This is a genomic window from Enterococcus montenegrensis (assembly GCF_029983095.1).
Classification (GTDB): domain Bacteria; phylum Bacillota; class Bacilli; order Lactobacillales; family Enterococcaceae; genus Enterococcus_C; species Enterococcus_C montenegrensis.
Map to the genome: position 1 here is coordinate 198,251 of NZ_CP120467.1, position 23,289 is coordinate 221,539.

Annotated in this window: 17 protein-coding genes; 12 read left to right on the forward strand and 5 right to left on the reverse strand. The window is 37.7% G+C overall.

Annotated features, from left to right (window positions below; genetic code table 11):
* The first annotated feature begins 377 nt into the window (after window positions 1–377).
* The 9 genes from P3T75_RS00895 (at window position 378) to P3T75_RS00935 (ending at window position 15,326) form a co-directional block, all read left to right on the forward strand.
* Window positions 378–1,475 (forward strand): lactate oxidase, encoded by a 1,098-nt coding sequence (locus tag P3T75_RS00895; protein WP_206903283.1) that lies wholly within the window; start codon window positions 378–380, stop codon window positions 1,473–1,475.
* Between the two features lie 426 nt (window positions 1,476–1,901).
* Window positions 1,902–3,752: a C40 family peptidase gene (locus P3T75_RS00900; protein WP_282461980.1), complete on the forward strand. Its 1,851-nt coding sequence runs from the start codon at window positions 1,902–1,904 to the stop codon at window positions 3,750–3,752.
* A gap of 697 nt (window positions 3,753–4,449) precedes the next feature.
* Entirely contained in the window at window positions 4,450–10,875 is a 6,426-nt protein-coding gene (locus tag P3T75_RS00905; protein WP_282461981.1) for a Cna B-type domain-containing protein, read from the forward strand.
* Window positions 10,876–11,110: 235 nt separating this feature from the next.
* Window positions 11,111–11,731 (forward strand): PepSY domain-containing protein, encoded by a 621-nt coding sequence (locus tag P3T75_RS00910; RefSeq protein WP_206903286.1) that lies wholly within the window; start codon window positions 11,111–11,113, stop codon window positions 11,729–11,731.
* 276 nt (window positions 11,732–12,007) lie between these two features.
* Window positions 12,008–12,232 (forward strand): hypothetical protein, encoded by a 225-nt coding sequence (locus tag P3T75_RS00915; protein WP_230711204.1) that lies wholly within the window; start codon window positions 12,008–12,010, stop codon window positions 12,230–12,232.
* Complete coding sequence (locus P3T75_RS00920; protein WP_282461982.1) at window positions 12,219–12,737, forward strand: GNAT family N-acetyltransferase; 519 nt, start codon at window positions 12,219–12,221, stop codon at window positions 12,735–12,737. Before P3T75_RS00915 ends, P3T75_RS00920 begins: the two co-directional genes overlap by 14 nt.
* A gap of 12 nt (window positions 12,738–12,749) precedes the next feature.
* Entirely contained in the window at window positions 12,750–13,340 is a 591-nt protein-coding gene (locus P3T75_RS00925) for a TMEM175 family protein (protein WP_206903288.1), read from the forward strand.
* Between the two features lie 4 nt (window positions 13,341–13,344).
* Window positions 13,345–13,641: a hypothetical protein gene (locus tag P3T75_RS00930; RefSeq protein WP_206903289.1), complete on the forward strand. Its 297-nt coding sequence runs from the start codon at window positions 13,345–13,347 to the stop codon at window positions 13,639–13,641.
* Window positions 13,642–13,961: 320 nt separating this feature from the next.
* Complete coding sequence (locus P3T75_RS00935) at window positions 13,962–15,326, forward strand: MFS transporter (RefSeq protein ID WP_282461983.1); 1,365 nt, start codon at window positions 13,962–13,964, stop codon at window positions 15,324–15,326.
* 408 nt (window positions 15,327–15,734) lie between these two features.
* Here P3T75_RS00935 and P3T75_RS00940 read toward each other — a convergent pair whose 3' ends face one another.
* Window positions 15,735–16,724, reverse strand: a complete 990-nt coding sequence (locus P3T75_RS00940) for an acyltransferase family protein (protein ID WP_282461984.1) — start codon at window positions 16,722–16,724, stop codon at window positions 15,735–15,737.
* A 63-nt stretch (window positions 16,725–16,787) separates the two neighbouring features.
* Here P3T75_RS00940 and P3T75_RS00945 point away from each other — a divergent pair, with 63 nt between their 5' ends.
* Window positions 16,788–17,669: an alpha/beta hydrolase fold domain-containing protein gene (locus tag P3T75_RS00945; protein ID WP_282461985.1), complete on the forward strand. Its 882-nt coding sequence runs from the start codon at window positions 16,788–16,790 to the stop codon at window positions 17,667–17,669.
* A gap of 173 nt (window positions 17,670–17,842) precedes the next feature.
* Here P3T75_RS00945 and P3T75_RS00950 read toward each other — a convergent pair whose 3' ends face one another.
* Window positions 17,843–18,445, reverse strand: coding sequence for a TetR/AcrR family transcriptional regulator (locus P3T75_RS00950; protein WP_282461986.1), 603 nt, complete (start codon window positions 18,443–18,445; stop codon window positions 17,843–17,845).
* Between the two features lie 97 nt (window positions 18,446–18,542).
* Here P3T75_RS00950 and P3T75_RS00955 point away from each other — a divergent pair, with 97 nt between their 5' ends.
* The gene (locus P3T75_RS00955) at window positions 18,543–19,148 is read left to right on the forward strand and encodes an ECF transporter S component (protein ID WP_206903294.1); all 606 of its coding nucleotides are present in this window, start codon (window positions 18,543–18,545) and stop codon (window positions 19,146–19,148) included.
* A gap of 230 nt (window positions 19,149–19,378) precedes the next feature.
* On the forward strand, window positions 19,379–20,014 hold the full coding sequence (locus P3T75_RS00960; RefSeq protein WP_206903295.1) for a LemA family protein: 636 nt from the start codon (window positions 19,379–19,381) through the stop codon (window positions 20,012–20,014).
* A 130-nt stretch (window positions 20,015–20,144) separates the two neighbouring features.
* Here P3T75_RS00960 and P3T75_RS00965 read toward each other — a convergent pair whose 3' ends face one another.
* From P3T75_RS00965 to P3T75_RS00975, 3 genes are all read right to left on the reverse strand, one after another.
* The gene (locus P3T75_RS00965; RefSeq protein ID WP_206903296.1) at window positions 20,145–21,761 is read right to left on the reverse strand and encodes an FAD-dependent oxidoreductase; all 1,617 of its coding nucleotides are present in this window, start codon (window positions 21,759–21,761) and stop codon (window positions 20,145–20,147) included.
* Window positions 21,762–21,972: 211 nt separating this feature from the next.
* Entirely contained in the window at window positions 21,973–22,467 is a 495-nt protein-coding gene (locus P3T75_RS00970) for a GNAT family N-acetyltransferase (protein WP_282461987.1), read from the reverse strand.
* A gap of 179 nt (window positions 22,468–22,646) precedes the next feature.
* Window positions 22,647–23,111, reverse strand: coding sequence for a YhcH/YjgK/YiaL family protein (locus tag P3T75_RS00975; protein WP_230711112.1), 465 nt, complete (start codon window positions 23,109–23,111; stop codon window positions 22,647–22,649).
* Window positions 23,112–23,289: the final 178 nt, after the last annotated feature.

A 23,289-nucleotide genomic window follows, 5' to 3' on the forward strand; every position in this document is an offset into this window, starting at 1 on the left:
TGTGTAAAGAAAGTATATTTTTTACACAAAAAGTATTGCGTGACTGCTTAGTGCTTAGTATTACGAACTAACTTGTGGCGACAATAAGTCAAAATTTTAAGAAATTTGAGAAACAATTTATTAAAATTCCGTCTTAATAATTGGAAGTTAAACGAGTTCGCAAAGCTTTTCCTAGCTGTCAAGCTTTACGAACTAACTCTCGGCGACAATAAGCCAAACGCTTGAGAAATTTGAAGAGCAATTTATCAAGCGTTCATCTTATTGCTTGAGAGCTGTGCAAGTTCGCAAAGCTTTTCCTTTCCAAGTATAAATAGTTGCTTACTTTTAATAAGAGAGTTAAGATAAACACGTAATTTACAAGAGAGAAGGAAAGTCTTATGTATCATACAAGTAATGAAGAACATCCTATTGATATCGTGAATATTGCCTCATTGGAAGGCCGCGTGAAAGAACGCATGGAAGTTGGCGCTTTTGGTTACATTCGTGGCGGTTCTGAAGACGAATGGACGATGAAAGAAAACACTGCTTCTTTTATGAATAAAAAAATTATGCCGCGTATTTTACAAGGTATTGATCATGCAGACTTATCAACAAAATTGTGGGATATCGACTTGAAGACACCAATTATTCAAGCGCCTTCTGCAGCCCAAGGTTTGGCTCATGAAAAAGGTGAAGCGGATACCGCAAAAGGGGTTGCTGCTGCGGGTTCTATTTTTTCAATTAGTACGTACGCGAACACAACCATTGAAGATGCAGCTGCTGCAGCTCCTGATGCACCACAATTTTTCCAATTGTATATGAGTAAAGATGACGGCTTCAATGAATTTATTTTAGACAAAGCTGTTAAAGCCGGTGCTAAAGCAATTATTTTAACTGCCGACTCAACGTTGGGTGGTTATCGTGAAGAAGATATTATCAACCAATTCCAATTTCCACTACCAATGCCTAATCTAGCTGCTTATTCTGAACAAAGTGCAAGTGGTAACGGTGAAGGTAAAGGGATTGCCGAAATTTATGCGGCTGCAAAACAAGGTTTAGTTCCAGAAGATATCAAAAAAATTAAAGATTTAACACACTTACCTGTTTTTGTTAAAGGAATTCAATCACCTGAAGATGCAGATTTAGCGATTAAAGCCGGTGCAGATGGTATCTGGGTCTCCAATCATGGTGGTCGTCAATTAGACGGCGGTCCTGCTTCTTTTGAAGTTTTACCTGCTATAGCAGAAGTTGTCGACAAACGTGTGCCAATTGTATTTGACTCTGGTGTACGTCGTGGGGAACATATCTTTAAAGCTTTAGCTAGTGGTGCTGATCTAGTGGCTATCGGTCGTCCCGTTATTTATGGTTTGAATTTAGGTGGGGCTGAAGGCGTGAAATCTGTCTTTGATCACTTAAATAAAGAATTATCAATCACGATGCAATTGGCTGGTACGAAAACAATTGCAGATGTAAAGAAAACAAAATTAATTGATTAATTTTGATACGTGGCTGTAATGAAAATATTTAACTTTAAGAAATAAGTGCATTCTCAAAAAAGGTTCTTATATTTTGTTTTGATCGCAATTACTTTAAGCAATTACAAGTAAGCCAAATTTTATCGCTTAAAAAGCTAGGACAAGTTATTTGTTCTAGCTTTTTTTGTTGCAGTAATGGGCAGCAAAATGAGAAAATGGAAAGCTAAAAAAATAGTCAAAGAGGTAAGTAGCTGTTTTAAAATAACTGTTGCTATATAACGAGCTTGTTGTATTAAATTGATTTATTCAGATACGGTAGGCGTTGTTTTCTGCTAATTTTTATTACGAGTGTCATTTTTCGAACAAAAAAAGAAAATCGCATTGTTTGAAGTCTCTTGAAAGAACATGCTAAAATAAAAGGGAGTAAAATGAGAAAGGGATGAGAAAATGAAGTGGAGTATGGGATTGCTTTTAACTTTACTAGGTTTTCAAATGGCAATTGTACCGCCGGAAACTGTCGATTCATCACAGGTTGAAACAAAAAAAGAGACGGTTACAACGAATGTTTCAGCCAGTACTACTGAAAGTTCAGCCTCAAAGGAAAGTGAAGAGATAAGTGATGCAACTGCAAGTAGTAATGTGATTGAACCAGATGGAACAGAAACAACAGATGCCAATAATTTGCCCCGTGCCCAACGGAAATTACCAGAAATTAAAAGCTCTGCTCCTCTGCAATCACCTTTAATTGCTGCACAAAAGGCACAAATTAACGCGTTACCAGCAGTAAATGAAGCACAGCTCAATCGCAATCTTTATGCGCGGAGTAGCACGACAATGACGACAGAGCAGCAAAAAATTGTGACCGAAGTCAAGCGTCACTTAAATAAACCCTATCGTTGGGGAGCAGCCGGTCCCAATGATTTTGATTGCTCTGGGTTAGTTCAATACGCTTATTTGAAAAGTTTAAATATCCCCTTACAGCGGGTGACTTACCAACAAGAAAAGCAAGGTACAGAAGTTGCGCGAAGTAGTGCAAAAGGGCAAAATTTAAATTTGAAAGCAGGGGATTTACTATTTTATGGTCCCCGGAATGCCACGACCCATGTGGCGTTATACATTGGAGACGGACTTGCGATTCATGCCCCTTATCCGGGTCAGCGTGTCTCTGCTTTTGCCATTCAATATTTTTATCCAGATTTTGCTCGTCGCATAATCAAAGATGAACTGCCCGTTATTAAAAACGGAACGAGTATTACGATAAAAAGTGGTGCGTTGAGTTATTCAGATGGCAGTTGGATTCAAAGTGCTGATCGCAATCGGGCCTATACAATTACCGGGTATAAAAAAATTACTGAAAAATGGGGCAGCCGCAAAATATATGCCGTTAAAGAATCCAAAAAATGGCTGTATGAGTTAGATGTTCAACCGCAAACGAGTAGCTATGGATTACTAGGCAACGGCACCATTTTTAGTCTAAAAAGTACGGCGGGTTCGTATCAAAGTGGCGGTAAAATTACAGCAAATGACAAAAAGAGTGCTTTTGTGATCGACAGTGTTCGCTATATCCCCAAAAAATTTGGTAGCATTCGCGCCTATCGTGCCAAAGGGAGTAATCGTTGGTATTACGAATGTGACGTGACACGTCAGGTTAGCAGCTATTCACAACTTGGAATAGGCACAGTGTTTAGCTTGAAAAAGACGGCGGGTTCGTATCAAAGTGGCGGCAAAATTACGGCAAATGACAAAAAGAGTGCTTTTGTGATCGACAGCGTCCGCTATATCCCCAAAAAATTTGGTAGCATTCGTGCCTATCGTGCCAAAGGGAGTAATCGTTGGTATTACGAATGTGACGTGACACGTCAGACCAGCAGCTTTAAAGAGTTAAAAGTCGGGACTAAAGTTGTGACGACTAGCCGCGCTACGCATTATCAAACAGGTGGCAAAATTACAAGTGGGGATAAGAATAAAGTCCACCAAATTGAAAGAATGCGTTTGATTCCCAAAAGAGGCATTCATATGCGGATTTATAAGATGAAAGGCTCAAACCGCTGGTATTACGAAGGGGATGTGGCTTTACAAACGAGTAGTTTTAAAGCGCTAAAAAAAGGACAACGGTTAAATGTTAAAACCTCAGCGCGCTCTTATCAAAGCGGCGGTTGGATCTTGAAAAGCGACTATAAAAAAACTTTTACCATCAAAAATGTACGAGATATTCGCAAAAAATATGGCAGCATTCGCGCCTATCAAGTTAACGGTAGTAACAAATGGTATTACGAAGCAGATGTTAAAGGGAAGTAAATCTGGTGAAAATTAAAGAAAGACAGAAACAAAAGTAGGATGACTTTTGCTTCTGTCTTTTTTTGCTCTAGTGGTAATGCTAACCAATAAAACAGGAATTTTGCTAGCTTTTAAAGTCGATCAGCTAGTTGACGAGCTTTAGTTTTATTTGTGAAATTTTTATTTATTGTTGTTCTTTTTAATGGAAAAAGTCAGTCAAAGTTAATAAAAATATTTCTTTATTTTGATTGGGATAACAAACGCTATTCATAGCGGAGAAAATTATTTTTGTTGATAAATTGCAATATTCTAGATGATAATAATTTTTTAACGATAATAATTATCGTTATTTTGTATAGAAATGATTATTTTTGAAAAATAAAGAATTGCTAAAAAACAAACTTTTTATTAAAAAAATGGGAGTGATTTTATTCACAATTAAATAAAAATATGGTAGATTTTTATATAACAACCATTATATAAGATTTGTTTTTTATAAAATGAGTAAAATAAGCAGTTCTTATTATGATGGATAAGCAAGGGAGACGGGAGGCGAGGATTCCAACAAATTTAAAAACAAGCAAGACAATTATATTTTGACCGCAAATCAAAAAGTGATTTGCGTTATTTTCGTTTTTACTGAATTTTTAGCAGCAGAAGAAAACGAAATATTGTGGGGGAATAACATTTTTTTGGGAAAATAAGGGAGGATGCAATTATGGAAAGAAAACAAAAAAGATTTAACTGGATAACATTTTTGACAATCTTGTTGACGCTTTTTCCGTTTGGGGAGGCACTTTTTAGTGGCGGAGCAGTTTTAGCGGCAACAGCAACAGATAAAACTACGCATACTGTTTTTCAAAATGAAGCAGGTAATGCCCGAATCACCTATAGTGTGGATGAAAAAAATAAGGAAATACAGTGGTTGATAGATTACAACAAGGCTGCTAGTGAATTACCCCGCGCTATTGGTTTTTCGCTTAAAAGTGGCAACGAAGAAGTGACACCAACGGCAATTCAAAGTAATGCAGGTGACATCTTTACTTATGCCGCTGGTTTTTTACAGACCGCCGCTGAAAAAACAGCACAATTAGGCCATCAAGTTGCTTTTACTACGCCATATCGACATCAACTGACGATTACACCGCAAATTTTGGCTTATGATTTAAAAGGTGGAAAAACAGATTTATTAGCACAAACCACACCGCTAACGGTAACACTGCCAGCTCTATCTGCCAAAAAAGAAACGCAGTCAACCAGTAAACCTGCAGAAAAAGGCAATGAAAACAATAGCCCAAGGAGTAACGCCAAAAATCAGGTGCTACAACGCGCTACAGCGCGTACAAAAGAAAAAGGCAATGAAGCCAATCTGGTGGACTTAGATACAGGAAATTTTTTAGGGGATAATCAAACAATTTTATTGAATGCTACTTTAAAAGACGATCAAAATCAGGAAATTAAAGATGGCGATAGCATTGTGATTGGTCAGAATATTCTTTTGGAATATAACTGGCAATTACCTGAAGGTCTGCGTAAAGAAATGCTGGGTTATACAGCTAATGCAGGGGACAATGACTTTCAAGGGGATTATTTTACTTTTAAATTACCAGAAAATTTCCACATTCATCCTACAACAGCTGATCAAACAATTTCAGGCGAGTTAAAAGATGGGCAGGGGATTTGTTTTGGTCGTTTTAATATTCAAGCAGATGGAACGGTAACTCTTCATTTTTCCGATAATATTGAAGGACGCAACGATATTTCCGGTACTTTTTATGTCGCTGGTACTGTCAGTGACGTAAAAGGAAATACAACGGGAAATGTAGAGGTAAAAGTTCCCTTTGTCCAAGAAGATAGCGATACGACAGTTCATATTGAAGAACCTGACTACAAAGCTTTGGAAAAAACTGTTGGTAAAGTAAGCTATGGCAGTAGTGAAAAGGCCAATGTAACGTGGACAATTATCGGCAATAAATATGGCACAGAAATGACAGCCGGTAAAATTACAGATACATTACCTGAACATCTGACGTGGACTAAAATTACGGTTTATGAATACGACGTAGCCGATGTGAAGCCTGATGGAACATTAAATGGTACCGGCAAAGATGTTACCAAGTCGGTTGTCATTGGCAGTGACAAAACCAAAGTCGCTGTGGACTTACCAACGCCGACAAGTAAAGTTTATAAAGTTGTGGTAGCAACAGAAATTGATTTAACAAAACTTTCTTTGGATAAAGTAGTGAGCACTGATGGAAAAAAAGTGACTTATACTAGCCCAGATATTAAAAATGAAGCACACTTAACTGCAAAAGAAGGTTTAGATTTGACGGCAGTGGCCTCTACTACTGTCGTGGGCAGTGCTACTGTGACGAAAAGTTATGTGGAACAATATGGCGAGATTATTAACTGGAATATTGTTTACAAGCAAAAAGATGCCAGTTTGCCAGCAGTCGATATTTATGAATTACCGGATGGAAATCAAGATTTTTGTACCAAAGATGGAACACCAATTACAACGGCAAAGCAACTGCAAGATTATTTGCAAGAAATAACAGTACCCAAAACACAAGTTACCGTCAGACAAGATGCCGGCAAATATGTTATTACGATTCCAAAAGGAACAAAAGGACAAGTGAGCATTCCGATTTACACCAAATTAAAAACAGGTACTACGGCAACTTCAGTAGCCAATACTGCTTCTTTTACTGATAATAGCGGCAGTAAAGGCACACATCATTTAACCAGTGGGGTGGTAAAAGAAGTCAATGGTAAGGCTGTTGACTTTACAAATAAAACCATTCCTTGGGCAATTACGATTAATAAAAAACGCAGTGGTAAAAATGATGCAATCAAATTGGATAAATGGTCAATCACCGATACATTGCAAAATGACATGTATATTCCAGCTAGCACTGCGGCAGATTTAAAAGGAAAAATTACCGTTACCCGTTATGACAAGAATAATAAGTTAGTAGGGTCATTTACTAATTTTACCGTTACCATCGATGAAAAAAATGCCAATGGTGTTACTAAATTTACCGTTAGTTCTACGCTAGAAAAAGCTTCTGACGATTACTTTATAATTCGATTTAAATCAAATTATGAAACATTAGCCGATACGATGGTGAATCAGGTTGTTTATAACTATTCAAGTAACGGCGTAGAAGACCAACAAAATGGAGAAGGTAAATATGAACATAAAAGCTACTACAATATTGATTTAGATAAAGCCGGCACGTACCGCTATGATAAGAATACTAAAAAACACTATGTAAATTGGGGCGTGACGATTAACGCACAAGGGCACTATTATGGTGAAGATGCACAGGTCGTCGATGTCTTAAACCCCGGGCAAACATATGTGGAAAATAGTTTTAAAGTCTATATTAAAAAAGGGGATAACTTTGAAGAAGTTACAGAAAATCCACCTTTGAAGCTGCAAAATGATAATGGAAAGTTAACGATTACCGGTTTTAAAGCTGGCGAGCAGACAATTTATAAAGTTACGTTTGATGTAGTAGTAAAAGATTTAGAAAATGAAAGCAATATCCCCTCTGGAATCGTGAAAAACACAGTGCAATATAGCGATCGTAATAATGCAGAAATTAAAAAAGACGCACAGCTTAGTCTAGACAATAACAAAGCCTACGTTACCAAAGAAAAAAATGCGGCAGGGGTCGTGACAAATGATCCGGATTACCCGGGTAAAAAGATTACAGCCTATCAGGTCACAGTAAATCCAGCGGGCTTCATCTTGTACAACGTGAATGTTGCGGATGAACCAAATGAATTTTTAAATCTTATTCCAGCAAGTTTTAAAATTATGGACGATAACTACGAGTTGAAATTAAATCAAGACTACACGGGGAGCGTTACACCGCGAGGTTATATTATTACACTGACAGGTCCATATGAAAAATTGGAAAAAACATTACAAATCACCTATAAGGCAGAGGTCAATCCAATTGGACAACCGGGAAAAGAAATCCAATTGAAAAATACTGTCAAAGTAACAGGTGATAATATTACGCAAAAAGAAATCACAGATACAACAGAAGATAAATTCAAAATTTCAGATGCTGGTGGGACCGCACAAGGTGTTACCCATAAAATCACGTTGCACAAAGAAGATCAGCATAGCCAAGTAGCGCTGGAAAATGTTCGTTTTGATTTGTATCGCAAAGGATCTGACGAAGCAATTGATACCAAGCAGACAGATACTTCAGGAAATTTAACATTTGAAGGACTAACTTATGGAGAATATATCATAAAAGAAGGCCAAGCATTAAGTGGTTATTATATCAGTCCAGAATTAAAAGCAGGAATAAGCGTAGTAATCAAAGAAAATGGTAATTCTCAAGCGCAAACCATTTCTTTGAGCTACACAAATGAGCAAGTCGGAAATTTAAAACTGATAAAAAGTGATGCTGGAACAAAAGATAAGAAATTAGCAGGTGCCGTTTTTGCCTTGTATCATGCAGATGAAAAAGGCAATGCCACAACCCAAGTTACAGAAGATGCGCATGGTAAAAAACTAGGTGCAACGGATACCCATTATTTCACCACGCAAAATGACGGTACTATTTTGGTCGAAAATCTACTTCCGGGTAAGTATATTTTTAAAGAAATTACAGCGCCAACAGGCTATGAATTACCGCAAGATTTGTATAGCACAGTGGTGCAAGTAAAAGCTGACGCAACGCAAACAGCAACTGTAACCAAGACAAATGAAGTTTTAAAAGGTACGATTCAGTTGAAAAAAGTTGCTGAAAAAACGTTAACAGCATTGCAAGGAGCGGAATTCACCTTAACGAGTGAGCCCCTTCAGGCACCTGTGGTTAAAACGAGTGAAGCAGATGGTAGCTTTAGTTTTGATTTAGCGTATGGCTACACTTATACAATTACGGAGACAAAAAATCCCAATGGTTATAAAGGCGATTTTGTCTTAACGCAGATCGCTTTAAATGAACAAGGAAAAGTGACAGTGGCAGGTAAAGAATTAACAGAGGCAGTTTACTCTGTGACCAATAAATTAATCACGACTGAAATTGCCGGTACTAAAACATGGAATTTAAAAGGCAATGATGAAGCGGGCGTCATGCCAAATGAAATTACAATTCAATTGGAACGAAAACAAGCAAACACACCGGATGCAAATTATCAAATTGTTGATGAAGTTAAGACAAATGCGACAAAAGGGTGGCACTATCAATTTAGTAATTTACCAGTTTATGATGTTGATGCCGCTGCTGGTGTGAAATTTAGCTATCGGATAAAAGAAGCTCCCTTAGCTGGTTTTGACAGCCAAGTTACAGGAACTTCACTTACCAATACTTTAAAGACTCAAAATATCAGTGGTGAGAAAACTTGGGATGATTTGGCTAAAAAATATGCGGTCATACCAACTTCTATTACGGTGAATTTAGAGGTCAGTTGCGATAATGGAAAGAACTGGCAAGCTTTCAGACGCAACCAAGCTCCTGTTAAGGCAGTCGTGACAGCGCCGAAGTGGGCCTATAGTTTTACCGATTTACCGTTGTATGATGAACAAGAAAATCGCCTAACTTATCGGGTGAAAGAAGATGTTCCTACTGGTTTTGTAAGTCATGCCAATGAATACAATTTGCACAATGAAATGGAAACGACAGAAGTTAGCGTTGATAAAATTTGGCTTGATCAAAGTGATCACTATGGCATGCGCCCAGATGGACTAGACTTTACGTTAAAAGTCAAAGTTGAAAAACAGTGGGTAGATTTTGAAGATGTTTTTAAAGTTGACAAAAAAATCACCTTGCATAGCAGTGATAGCGATAATATTTGGCGTGGCACATTTACCGATCTGCCAAAATACGATGCCACTGGAAGTTTGATACAATACGGCGTAGCCGAAAATTTAGTGGGGATTAAAGAAGCCTATACCCCGCAAGATGAAGAAGCTGGAGCCGACCATTACGTAAAAGAAGTTGCCGAAAATGGAAGGGTAACGTTTACCAATTGTCTGCGGGAAATCTCAGTGAGTGTGACCAAGCAATGGCAAGATTTTGACAATCAATTTGAAAGTAGACCCGAAATTGTAACCTTTGAATTGCAGTCTTGGCCAGAAGGAACACCAGAAGCATTAGCCCAAGTTGTAAAAACGCCGACAAACAAGACAGGTCGTTATCAATTAAGCGGTCCAGATTATGGGACGGTGACAGTCAGTGGGTTGCCAAAAGCCGATCATACGCAAAAAACGTTGCATTATAAATTTGTGGAAGTAAAGACTACCGCTAACTATGAAGCTGTAACGAATTTTTCTGCCGATGGCAGTCAAGTGATTACAAATCAGCTAATTACCACCAGCGTTGCAGGAAAGAAAACGTGGCAAGATGCCAATGATGCGGCAAAAGCTCGTCCAACCCAAATTAAAGTCCAACTTTTGCAAAATGGTCAAGCTCTGAGTGGTGCAGCTTACAGGAAAATTGTGACCGCTGCTAATGATTGGCGTTATGAATTTAGCGATCTGCCGAAATTTGATCCAAATGGCAAAGCTTATGTTTATTCCGTCAAAGAATTGGATATCCCGACCGGTTATGAAGCCATTGTCAAAGACATGGACATTACAAATTACTTGCAGAAGGTGACCTACAATGTCCAAAAAGTTTGGGTCGATAATAACGCAAGTAGTCGACCAGATAAAATTTCTGTCGCGTTAACTGCCAATGACCAAGTAGTGGCGACTGCTGTTTTGTCTGCTGATAATTCGTGGCAGTATACGTGGAAACAAATGCCGCAAATTGACGAAAATAATCAGGTGATCAACTATCAAGTTGTGGAAGTTGAGGTGCCAAATGGCTATGGTGTAACCTATGCACAACAAGGAAATGATTTTGTGGTAACCAACACGTTGTTGACTACGCCGGTTGTACCTACTACACCAGTAATACCAACAACGCCTACGACACCAACTAATACACCAACTACTTCACTGCGGGCAAGATTGCCGCAAACAGCGGGCACACTATCTGATACAACAAGCACAACGACGCGCCGCCGTTTACCAAATACCGGAAGCAAAAATACTGCTTTACCATTTTATGGTTTACTAGTATTGCTTAGTGTTGCTGCTTGTGGCTGGTTTGTTTACCGTAGAAAAATATGATCATGTAGTTAAAAAACAGTACCTACTAGGATGTAAACAGTAATTTTACTGCTTACTTGGTAGGGCTGTTTTTTTTTATAAGCTGCTAGTTGTCAGCTAGTCTGACTGCAAGGGAGCCTAAAATATTTTTTTAAATATTAAAAATAACGCACAATAGCTCCTGGCAGTAGCATTTCTTGTCAAAAACAGGTAACATGAATTTAATGAGAGTATACTTTGACAAGGGGGAAGGGATATGAAAAAACTTATTTTAACCACAGTTGTATTGAGCGGGTTAATTTTAGCTGGCTGTCAAAACAATAATGACAAAAATAATAACAATGCAAGTAGCGAAAGTACGACGGTAACCTCAAGTGTAGCAACAAGTGAAAATCAAACTTCAAGTAGCAAAGTAGAATCAACGGTTACTGATAAAAATGGAATTATCATGCCGAAAAATGAATTGTTTGAAGAAACGTTAACTAAATTTAAATCTGCCCATACAGAAGCGATTATTACCAACTTTAAATGGGAGGCGCAAGGGCCAACCGGTCAAGTTGAGATTGAAGGCGAAGACAGTAGCCAAGAATACAACATGATTTTTGATCATAGTGGCAAACTAATCGGCGATACCAGCAAAGTTAACGATGATAAAAACTGGCAAGAAGATGAAGTGAAAACCGATGCGGTGCTGACTTTGACAGATGCAATCAAAAAAGCACAAGAGCAAGCGGATGGATCAATTACTTCTGCTGAATTGGAAAAAGATGATGGTGTGACCAAATGGGAACTAAAGATATTACACACCAATCAAGAAATTGAAATTACACTGGATGCACAAGGTGGCAAGGTTTTAAGTAAAGAAATAGATGATTAAAACCTAAGACTGTGACTATTTGTTGCAGTCTTTTTTTTATTTTGAGAAAAGTACAAAATTTTTTACAGTAAGAATAACGGGACCTAATCAAAAATACGAAAAAATTCGCGCGATTTTTCCAAAGAATAAGCTGTGGCATAATTTTTTTGTGCCAGAGACCTTTCGTCAATTTTTTCTAGGTGTAAAATCTTTGGAAAACAGCATTTAGACTAAATTGTCATGATTTTTGCAAATATTTGTTATAATACGTAAAAAAGGGGGAGTCCGTTGGCAGAAATGCGAAAAAAACGCCTGATGCAAGTAGAAAATCAAGTAGTATTGCCTTTAAGTCAGGAGTTTTTAACCAAAAATAATTTACAGGCTGACAGTATTGTGAATGTCGATGAAGCACTATTAGCACAAGCTTTGACGGAACTTTCCAAAGAAGATATTTTAGAAGATGTCTTAGCAAAAGTGATGAACCAATATGCAGATGAAGAGGAAAAAAATGATGGAAATTAGACAAGCGCAACCAGGAGACTATCCGGCTATTTACCAGCATGTACAACAAGCTTTTAAAACAGCGCAAGTATCCGATGGGACAGAGCAAGATTTTGTTGAAGCTCTGCGTAAAAAGACAACATTCATTCCTGAATTGGAATTTGTAGCAGTTGAAGAAGGTAAAATCATTGGGCATGTTATGTTAAGTGAACAAGAGGTAAAGACTGAAGATACCCATACGCGCAACTTTTTACTGTTAGCACCATTAAGCGTCGACTTTAATTACCGCAATCAAAAAATTGGGGGAGCTTTGATGGAAACGGCATTTAAAAAAGCTGTTGCGCTAGAACGTCATGCTGTTTTTTTAGTGGGAAATCCAGATTACTACAGTCGCTATGGTTTTTCTCAAATTCAAACTTTTGGCTTGAAAAACAAAAGCACGATACCTGATCAATTCATTTTAGGACAAGAATTGGTTCATGGTGTTTTGGCTGATATCAATGGAGAATTGGAAATTAAAGAATAAGGAGTGGTTACAATGCCCAAAACACGAATTGAGGCATTTACCGATGCGGTTATTGCGATTGTAATGACCATTTTGGTTTTAGAATTACATGAACCAAACGGCAGTACCTGGCGTGCTTTTGCTGGGGTGGAACATCAATTTGCGATTTATTTAATTAGCTTTGTTTCTTTAGCAGTTTATTGGAATAATCATCATCATTTATTTAATATCGTCAAAAAAGTTGATGGCTGGGTCTTGTGGGCGAATAATTTATTTATCCTCATGATGACGCTATTCCCATTTGCGACAGCTTGGATTGGGGACTATCCGACTGAGTTAGCGCCGCAATTGTTGTATGGCTTGGTTATTTTCGGCACGGATCTGGCGTATTGCCTGCTAGGCTTTGCCTTAGTGCGGGTGAATGGTAAAAATTCAGAAGTCGGAAAACTTTTTGCCCATTATCCAAAGATCAAAATCACATTGGTCATGAACATCATCGCCTTATTAGCGGGCTGGTTAATTCATCCTGTCAGCGTTTTAGTGGTAAATGCGTTGATGTTGGTGATGTGGTTTATTCCTGAAAAGAAAATTGAAGAGTTGAGTCATTTAAACGAAAGAAAGTGATGAGATGTTTGAAACCTTTGCACAGTTAAATTTGCATGTCACGGAGATGCCAGTGGAGCTGGAAGATAATTCTCCTGTTTATCGGGGGTTTCTAAGAGAACTGCCCCAAATTGTCGGTGAAGGACATTCACGGCAAGAATTGTACCGGCAATTGGCTGAAGGGTATGCAGCATATCGGCAAAGTTTGGTTGAAGAAAGTCGCGAAGAAGCGCAAACCACGTCATTATTAAGCGCCGAACAACTGTTAAAATATTATGACGGGGAAACTTTTGACGGTTTTTCTATCGATACGAAGGCGTAACGCTAGTAAAAATTTAAAATATACGCACTAGCTTTATCCAGCAGCTTTTTTACCCTAAAAAGTAAGCTGTCCTCTTGACCCGGCTAGAAAAAGTCAGTACAATGACTTTTGTGAATATTTTCAAATCGTACAGATAACACGTTTTTGACGTGTCGAGAGAGAGGCGGTTTCTATTTCGGTAGAAACTGCTTCTCTTTTTTTGGGCTTAAGGGTGACTTTTTGTAAAGCTAGCAGCGCATAAATGCTCTGCGTGTAAATTTGAAAGCCAACCTTCCTCAGACAGCTCAAGTTTTTGTACTTATTGGAGAATTAGGAGGAATTTGATGGAGAAAAAAATTCACTTATTATTAGCTGTTTTGGCAACTGGGATGATGTCTTTTGCCGGCGTTTTAATTGAAACGGCGATGAATGTCACCTTTCCAACTTTAATTAGCGAGTTTGGGATTACGACGGGTCAAGTACAATGGGTAACGACGATTTATTTGTTGATTATTGCAATTATTGTGCCCTTTTCAACTTATTTATTGAAAAACTTTCAAATCCGCACGTTATTTTTGGCGTCCAATCTTTTATTTATTGCAGGACTTTTGATTGATTTTTGGTCGCCAAGTTTTCTAGTATTACTGGCTGGGCGCCTATTACAAGGTATTAGTACGGGGATTGCGTTACCGCTAATGTTTCATATTATTTTAACCTATACGCCAATTGAGAAGCGCGGTGCAATGATTGGCATTGGAAATTTAACTACGTCCATTGCACCTGCAATTGGGCCGACTTATGGCGGTGTCTTAACTTCAGCTTTAAGCTGGCATTATATTTTCTTATTTTTAGTGCCGGTCTTATTGCTTTCTCTAATTTTAGGATTGTATGCGATTCCGGCAATGGCAATCAAAAAAGGCGGCAAGTTGGATCTTTTCAGCATGGCAGGAATTATTTTGATGTTCACGGGCTTTTTATTGTTCTTAAATCAACTGGGCTCATTATTCAGTATCATTCCGCTTATCGTGGGATTTTTAGGCTTAGCTTTGTTTTATAACCGAGCTACAACGGTTAAAGAGCCGTTAATTCGTTTAACTGTTTTAAAAAATAAAGGCTTTCGTTTATTTTTATTAGGCTTTTTGGTTTGTCAATTTCTACTGTTGGGAATTTCTTTTGTCTTACCCAATTTTGTACAAATTGTAATGGGCAAAGATGCTTTTGTAGCTGGACTTGTGATGTTGCCAGGAGCTGCTGTGGGGGCTGTTTTAGCACCTATTTCTGGACGAGTATTGGATAATTATGGGGCTAAAAAGCCAATTCTATTTGGTTTAACCTTGGTGACAATTGGCTGGTTGGCCTTGACGCTTTTGTTATGCACACCAATTTTACTGGGCTTTGTGGCAGCTCATGTATTTTATATGATTGGCATTGGTTTTTCTTATAGCAATATGATGACAACTGGCATGAGCCAAATTGAAACAGAAATGTTTGCAGATGGGAATGCGATTTTCAACACACTGCAACAATTTTCCGGTGCTGTTGCCACCGCAATTGTGGCAACGATTATTAATTTAGCGCAAAAAAGTCAATCAGATTACCAAGCTGGGACTATTTTAGGTTCGCAGCTATCATTGATTTTTCTATTTGTTTTAGTTGTTTTCGTCTTTATCGGCTGTCTACGCTACTTTAAAGCTACGGCGAAATAAAAAAACTGGGCACAAACTCGTCGACCAAAATTTTGGTGCAGCTTGTGTCCAGTTTTTATTTTTTTAAGACGATAAGTCAAAATTTCAAGAAATTTGAAAAGCAATTTATTGCAATTCTGCCTTATTGCTGGCGAGTAAAGTGCGTACAAAAAGCTTTTCTATCTGTCTGGCTTTTTGAACTAACTCGCTGTGACAATAAGTCAAAATTTCAAGAAATTTGAAAAACAATTTATTGTAATTCTGCCTTATTGCTGGCGAGTAAAACGCGTACAAAAGGCCTTTCTATCTGTCTGGCTTTTTGAACTAACTCGCTGTGACAATAAGTCAAAATTTCAAGAAATTTGAAAAACAATTTATCGCAATTCTGCCTTATTGCTGGCGAGTAAAGCGAGTACCAAAAGCCTTTCTTTATTCAGGCATAATCAATTGATCGATTTTTTTTAAGACGACAGCTAGGGCGTGGGTAACTTTTGAACGGGATAGAATATAAACCGTTAAAAGAGCGCCGCCAACTAAAAGTAAGCCATGTAACAAAGGATTCTGAATAAATTCGCCTAATTGAACGACCGGAGCAATCAGATAAATGTGCAGCAGATAAATTGCCAAAGTATTTTGGCCCCAAACCGTATAAAAATGCCGCTTTTCGGTTGCCATTACTAAAAAAGCAAAAACAAAAGCAAAGCCTAACGCATAAAGACACATGTCAGCTAGGATATTTTGCCAGAGGGGGATTTCAAATAAGTCATAAGCACGATCGCCCCATAAAATTTCTGGAGGCAGTTGGGCTTTTACCCAAATAAAAGCAGTCACCAATCCTAAAATTACTACTAGTAATCCTAACACGCGTGAAAAAGGGAAACGCCGTAGTTTTTCAATCATTTTCCGGTCGGTATAATAACCGGCCAAAAAGAATGGGAGAAAACCTAGCGTACGAGCCATGGCCATGTAAGTACCAAACTCTGTTAATAAACCGGAAAAAATACCGACGATAAAACTAAAAAGTAAAACATGGCGCACTTTGATTAAATCAGGTAAGAGCAGTCGCCAAATGAACATGCAATACAAGTACCACAGCGTCCAGCCGGGATTTAAAATAGTAATCGTTTCAATTTTACCCATTAATAACAAGATGATACTTAAAATAAAGTTCAAAATAAGATAGGGAATCAAAAAAGTTTTGACCGCGCTTTTGCGCCCCTTTTTTACCCGTTTGGAAAAATAACCGGAGATAAAAATGAAAACCGGCATATGGAACAAGTAAATAAAAACGTAGAAGAACTCTGCTGTTTGGTTGTTTAACCGAAAGTATTCCAAAGCGTGACCTAAAATCACCAAAAAAATTAAGACACCTCTTAAATTATCAAAAAGCAGTTCTCGTTGTTTTGAAATAATGGACACCTCCTAGTCCGTCAGTTATGCTAGAGATAACACTATTGTACCACTTTTTCAAGGAGGGATGAGATGCGTTATTCGGCAAAATTTGTCAAACAGGTTTTTAAAGTAATTCAAATGAAAAAATTAGTGGGGATGTCCATGGTGGCACCGCCAAAGCGCCGCAATATCAATATCCGACAGTTAGAAAACAGCGACTTGCCGCAAAAGCGCAGTGAAATTAGTGGTCGTGAGCTGATTACATTATTTCCACCCCATGTGACCAATAAGCATGTGCTTTATTTACACGGTGGCGGCTATGCATTAGAAGCATCGCCTTTTCATAAACAAATTCAAGAACGTTTTGTTACACGCTTTAATTTAAAAGTAAGCTATTTTGACTATCCGCTGGCACCAGAAGCGACAGCTGTCCAAACCCTAGCGGCAACAAAGGAAGCTTTTTATCATCTGCGTTACTTATATCCAGATGATGCGTTTTATATCTTTGGAGATTCTGCTGGGGGCGGTTTATCAATGAGTTTAGCGCAGCATTTACGGGATGAAGCAGCTGCAAAACGGCCGCAAAAATTAGCGCTGGCTTCCCCTTGGTTAGATGTTTCCGTGAGCGATCCCCGCTCTAGTGCACTAGAAGAAAAAGATGTCTTGTTGGAAAAAGATCTGCTAACTAAAGCAGGGGCGACGTATGCGGGGAATTTAGCTGTCGATGATCCGTTAGTCTCACCGATTTACGGGACGTTTGAAAACTTAGGGGAGCTTTTAGTCATTAGTGGAACAGATGAAATATTGTATCCTGATGTTTTGCGCTTAAAAGAAAAAGTTGCAAATGTTGCTGGGACAACGTTAAGTTTAGTCATCGTTCCAGAGATGATACATGATTTTGTGGTTTATCCTTTGAAAGAATCGTTGCAGTATGTTGATGAAATGGGCGAGTTTTTTGCAGAAGATAAATGAAAAAAGCTAGCCAGACGACCTTTAACTCTTAAAATAAAAACTGCCGCAAGGAATTTTACAGTTTTCCTTGCGGCAGTTTTAACTTTGTTCTCTATGAAAAAGCCATTTTTGCAAATTTAGCGCTTATGGTTTAGGGCAGAAGGATTTCCTTTAGCCTTTTTTTAATAGTTTGATCAGGCTCTTTTTGGCAGCATTTTTTTCATTAAGTCAAATTGAGCAGCCAATTGTTCGTGGGTAATTCCGCCGGTAAGTGCCATGACGCTCATCCCTTCAATGACGAACATGAAATTTTCAGCAATGGCAGGAATCTTTTCATCTTGTAAAACACCCTGTGCGACCCCTAATTCTAAAATTGCCAAGATGGTATTTTTCGTTGCGGCAAGTTGTTCTTGCTGAAATTTATGATCAGCAGCCGTTTTGTGGGTGAAATAATACTCGTACATCGAGCGGAGTAGACTGTTTTCCATTTGATTTAAAAGGCGATCTTCGTGGCTTTCAAAATAGTCATTTAGTAACTCTTCAAAAGGCGGATTTTTAGTAATCGCGTACCGAATATCATCAAATTTACGATTAGAGCGCTGTTTAATAACTTCCATAAAAATTTGATCAACCGAATCAAAGTATAAATAAATACCGCCCCGACTGATACCAGTTGCTTCGATAATATCCTTCATCGTCACATCAATTAAGCCTTTTTGGCGAAAAACTTCTCGGGCACTATTTAAAATGGCTTCTCGTTTTTGCCGTTTACGTTCGGCGTTGGATAAATTTTTCATTTTCTCACCTCAAAATTAGTGACACGCGTGTCATTTTCTTGTATAATCACTTCAATGACACTAGTGTCATTATAATTGAATTAAAAGGAGAACTCAAATGAATACGAAAAGTAAAAGTTATCGCATTGCCATTCGTGCTATTTTGACTGCTATTATTATTTTACAAGCAATGGTGCCATTTTTAGGTTTTATTCCATTGGGGATTACGAGCTTGACGATTATTCATATTACAGTCATTGTCGCAGCAATCGTTTTGGGAACCAAAGACGGGATGTTTATTGGTTTAGTGTGGGGAATTTGCACGATTATCCGGGCCTTTACTTCACCGACGACCCCTATTGATACAATGGTCTTTACCAACCCGATTGTTTCAGTTTTACCTCGGATTCTTGTTGGTTTGGTGGCGGGGGTTTTATTCCATTGGTGGTATAAGAAAAAAGGAAATTTATATGTCGCCTCTATTTTAGCTGCTATTGGGGGCACGTTAACCAATACGATTTTAGTCTTAACTTTTATGGGGACGCTTTACACAGGACCGGTTGCCTCAGCTTATGGCGTTGATCCCTCAGGTTTATTAAAAGTTTTGGCGACAATCGTTGCAACAAATGGTATCAGCGAAGTGATTGGTGCGGTTATTTTAACTCCGATTTTGGTCAAAGCGATTTTTACAGCAACGCATTTAAAACCAGCGTATCATTCATAATTAATACGAAGAAAACAGCAGGATGATTGTAGTCCTGCTGTTTTTTTCTATCAGGAAAGTAAAAAAATTCAAGTACCTAAAACATAAGTTGCAAAAAAATGTGACGCTATTTTGTTAAAATCACTGCTTTTTAGAAAGTTATCAATGAAATTACCGGATTTTAGGGCTGATGCTAGGATTCATGTATAAAAATTGCTATCATGAAGAAAAGCAGTCGAAAAGGAGTCGAGATGAAAAAGAAAAGTGTATTATTATTTTTACTAAAGTTGTTTGGGTTGAGTTTTGTGGGCTGGTTATTCTGGTTGTTTATATTTGCTATCTTCACTCCAGAAGAAGCACAAGAAGTTTCTGAAGTGTTAAGTAAACTTGGCTTAGTTTTAGGTTTGTGTACAGGCTTACTTATTTCCATTGGGTTAAATTACAACCAGGCAACGAAGAAGCGACAAAAAATTAAAGCGGCTAAAAGTAATATTTTAATCGTAGAAGAGCGGGAAGATTCTTTATTGGACAAGGCCAATAAAGTGGTTGAAAGATATTTGGCACATGAAAAAGAAATTCTGATAAATAAAGAGGAGCCGACTACTTTTACAGTAACGGGAGCATTGCAGTTTCAAAACTTTATTGAAAACCACCCTCAAACAAAAGCAAACGCGCATATATCGGAATTACTCAACCAAATTAAAGATTGCGAGAATACACTTGCGAATTTCAAAATTAGGTATAATTCGGATGTGGAAAGCTACAATTCCCTTATAAATAGTATCCCCCTGTCAGTATTAAAGGGTGTATTCCATTTTGAAGAAATCGCGTATTATGAGCGCGACCTTGAGTCAGTAACGTTAACCGATGAAATGTTAGATTTCTAGAAAACTTACGCTTGCATCTGCGCTATTGAAATAATGTCCTTTTTTAAGGAGAAACCTATAATTTTGTTAATAAAAAGCACGAAAAGTCTAAACAGCTTTTCGTGCTTTTTACGTATATTGACTTGATCAACTAGTTTTCTTCGATCATTGTTGCTTTGATACCAAAACCTGCTAAAATGCGGGCTGCAGTATAGGTGTTTAAGCCTTTGCGGAAAGTTAAGTAAACTTTTTTGTCCGTTGGAATTTCAGCGATACGTTCCCGCAACTGACTTAAAGGAATATTAGCTGTTGCTTCTACGCTACCACTTTTGGCTTTGCCGGGTTCTCTCACATCTAGAAAATAAGCATTGGCTAAATCTTCTTTGGAAATCGCTGCTACTTGGATCGTTTCGGCCACTTTGGTCACTTGGTTAATGCCGACATAACCGGCAATATTCACGACGTCACGAGAAGAAGAGTAAGGTGGTGAATAAGGGATTTCAAGATCTGGCAAATCAAAGACAGACAAGTTTCCGGTAATGGCAACAGATAGTTGACCAATCCGTTTGTCGACACCTTTTTTACCAACTGCTTGAGCGCCTAAAATTTTTCCAGTTTGTCCGTCAAAGATTAATTTCAAGTTTAATCGTTCCGCACCAGGATAGAAATAGGCGTGGTCAAATGGTGTGATAAAAATTGATTTGTAATTTGTGATACCGGCAGCTTTTAGCATATGTTCAGTTAAACCAGTATAGCTAGCAGTATAATCAAAAATTTTCGCTACACCACTACCAAGGTAACCACGATAATGAAGATCGGCACCATTGATGATGTCAGCTAATAAATGGCCTTGGCGATTAGCTGCACTAGAAAGCATACTTGGTGTTGGTAACCCAGTTACGATACTTGTTGTTTCGATAATATCGCCAATGGCATAAATGTCTTCAACATTTGTTTGCAAGCGATTATCAACTTTTACTTGCCCAGTTTTTGATAAAGCGATACCAGCGGAGGCAGCTAATTCATTGTTTGGTGCCACGCCGGTTGCAAAGATGATCATATCTGTTTTTAGGGTATCGCCATTTGATAGGTGAACAGTGTGGCCATGATCACTGATTTCTGTGACCGTCGTATTTAAAACGACATTTAAGCCATGTTCAATTAAATGATCATAAATTAAATCAGCAATTTCCGTATCATAGGGGAAAGCAACCTGTGGTAATTGATCAATTAACGTTACATCTAATCCACGTTCTTTAAAGTTTTCGGCTAATTCCAAGCCCATTACGCCGGCACCTAAAACTGTCACACTTTTTGGATTTTCGTTATTCAAAAATTCCATGATTTTATCAGCATGGGTTACATTTCGCAAAATGAAACCATTTTTAGCTTCGTCGGCACCTTTAATTGGCGGAAGTGTAGGACGAGCGCCTGATGCCAAAATCAAACGATCATAATTGTCGATTTTTTGGGTATTATCAGCCAAATTTTTCACAACAACAGTTTTGTTAACCGGGTCGATGCTCGTAACTTCATGTTCAATTAAAACATCGATATTATTTTTTTCTTTTAATTGTGCGGGTGTCCGTTCAATCAAGCTATCGCGATCTTTAATAACACCGCCTAAATAATAAGGTAACGCACAACTAGCAAACGAAATATTTTCACCACGTTCATATAAAACGATTTCATGAGTTTCATTTAAACGACGTAAACGAGTGGCAAAAGAAGGTCCGCCAGCTACGCCGCCAACAACGATAATTTTCACAAGAAAACAGCTCCTTTTTTCTGACTTACTTGTATAGTAACTGTTTTTTAAAAGGGTGGCAAAGAAAAACACTTACCAAAAATAAGCGTCAAAAGCTTGCTGCAATGCACTTTATGCGCATAAAAAACCACCAAATTTCAAAAGAAAAATGGTGGTTTTTGCACAAAATCAAACGAGCTTGAAAAGCTAACATCGTGAAGTTTGTTACGAATTATAATTTGCGTTTAAAAGCATAGACAGGCATTAAGACACCAGCCACAGTCCCGATTTTTTCTTCTTGGAAAGTATAACCTTGTCGTTGCCAAAATTTTTGTGCCCGCGGATTATTTTTCAAAATACCCAACCGAATTTCGGTGCCCCCTGCTGCTTTTATTTGTGCCATAATTTGGTCATGCACGTGTTTTCCAATTTCTTGATCCCGCATTTTGGGCGTAAGCAGCAATAGGCCAATCATCCAAGCTTTTGGCGTGGGATGATCTTTCACAAGATCAAGAACACCGATTAAACGATTTTGATTGTTAAAAATGCCGTAAAGTGTTTTATCTTCTACTTTTTTTTGAGGGGGCAAAGATGTGAGTAAATCTTGTGCTTCTTTGGCTGGATTTGATTGTCCAGTAGCCAGCGTCATATAATCACTAGCTTCTTGACAAAGTGTAGTAATAGCTGGTAAATCTTGGTTGGTTAAAATTTTTAATTTGTAATCCATGGATTATTAAACTCCTTTGGTATAGAAAAAAATAAATAATTCACTTGGAATTATGAAATAAACAATAAGCTTTATTCTAACATGGAATTCAAAAATTATAAATAACGAAGAATTTGGAAAGAGAAAATTTGAATAGGAAAAACGGTTGACAATATTAATAAATGTCAACCGCTTTTTTGTTATCTAAGTTTAATTTTAAAAACCATTTTTTCGACAGTTTCGCTTTTAATGTCAGTTTTTACACCAGTTTTGTGGGCTTCATCTGTCCAAAGTAATAACATATTTTCCTTATCGGTCCCGCTGTTTAAGGTAATGAAATGATTACTCGCTCCTTGTAACAAATAATAATCATTTTCCTCATGGTATTCACTAGCAGTTAGTTCTTGTGAGTCCTTTAGGTAAATTCGTTCGGTTCCTTGTAACATCAAGTGAAAATCGATTTCTTTTCGATGTGCTTCCCAGCTTCTATTTGTAAAAGTATCTGTTTCATATTTTAGATATCGTACTAATACTTGTTCGTTTAATTTTTTCTCTGTGAATTTCCATGGTTCTCTTTGCCATCTAGTAACAAACGCATGAATTATTTTGAGTTGCGCTTGTATTTCGCCAAGTTGATCAAGTTCTTTGATGTTCGTTATTAACAAAAAAATCCCTCCATAAAATTAGAATTTTCTAATCTCAAATCGGATTAGAAATCGTTTACAATGTAACCCAAGAAAATGATTTTATCAATACTTTTATTGTGTAAAATTATTTTCATTAGAAAATCAGCGTGGAATTTAGCCACGAAAACATAGATAATAACTGTTATAGAAAAATATT

What these genes read in the sequence shown, in the direction of transcription:
- P3T75_RS00895 (WP_206903283.1), top strand. Translation starts at nt 378, where the DNA reads ATGTATCATACAAGTAATGAAGAACATCCTATTGATATCGTGAATATT.
- P3T75_RS00900 (WP_282461980.1), top strand. Translation starts at nt 1,902, where the DNA reads ATGAAGTGGAGTATGGGATTGCTTTTAACTTTACTAGGTTTTCAAATG.
- P3T75_RS00905 (WP_282461981.1), top strand. Translation starts at nt 4,450, where the DNA reads ATGGAAAGAAAACAAAAAAGATTTAACTGGATAACATTTTTGACAATC.
- P3T75_RS00910 (WP_206903286.1), top strand. Translation starts at nt 11,111, where the DNA reads ATGAAAAAACTTATTTTAACCACAGTTGTATTGAGCGGGTTAATTTTA.
- P3T75_RS00915 (WP_230711204.1), top strand. Translation starts at nt 12,008, where the DNA reads ATGCGAAAAAAACGCCTGATGCAAGTAGAAAATCAAGTAGTATTGCCT.
- P3T75_RS00920 (WP_282461982.1), top strand. Translation starts at nt 12,219, where the DNA reads ATGATGGAAATTAGACAAGCGCAACCAGGAGACTATCCGGCTATTTAC.
- P3T75_RS00925 (WP_206903288.1), top strand. Translation starts at nt 12,750, where the DNA reads ATGCCCAAAACACGAATTGAGGCATTTACCGATGCGGTTATTGCGATT.
- P3T75_RS00930 (WP_206903289.1), top strand. Translation starts at nt 13,345, where the DNA reads ATGTTTGAAACCTTTGCACAGTTAAATTTGCATGTCACGGAGATGCCA.
- P3T75_RS00945 (WP_282461985.1), top strand. Translation starts at nt 16,788, where the DNA reads ATGCGTTATTCGGCAAAATTTGTCAAACAGGTTTTTAAAGTAATTCAA.
- P3T75_RS00950 (WP_282461986.1), bottom strand. Translation starts at nt 18,445, where the DNA reads ATGAAAAATTTATCCAACGCCGAACGTAAACGGCAAAAACGAGAAGCC.
- P3T75_RS00955 (WP_206903294.1), top strand. Translation starts at nt 18,543, where the DNA reads ATGAATACGAAAAGTAAAAGTTATCGCATTGCCATTCGTGCTATTTTG.
- P3T75_RS00960 (WP_206903295.1), top strand. Translation starts at nt 19,379, where the DNA reads ATGAAAAAGAAAAGTGTATTATTATTTTTACTAAAGTTGTTTGGGTTG.
- P3T75_RS00970 (WP_282461987.1), bottom strand. Translation starts at nt 22,467, where the DNA reads ATGGATTACAAATTAAAAATTTTAACCAACCAAGATTTACCAGCTATT.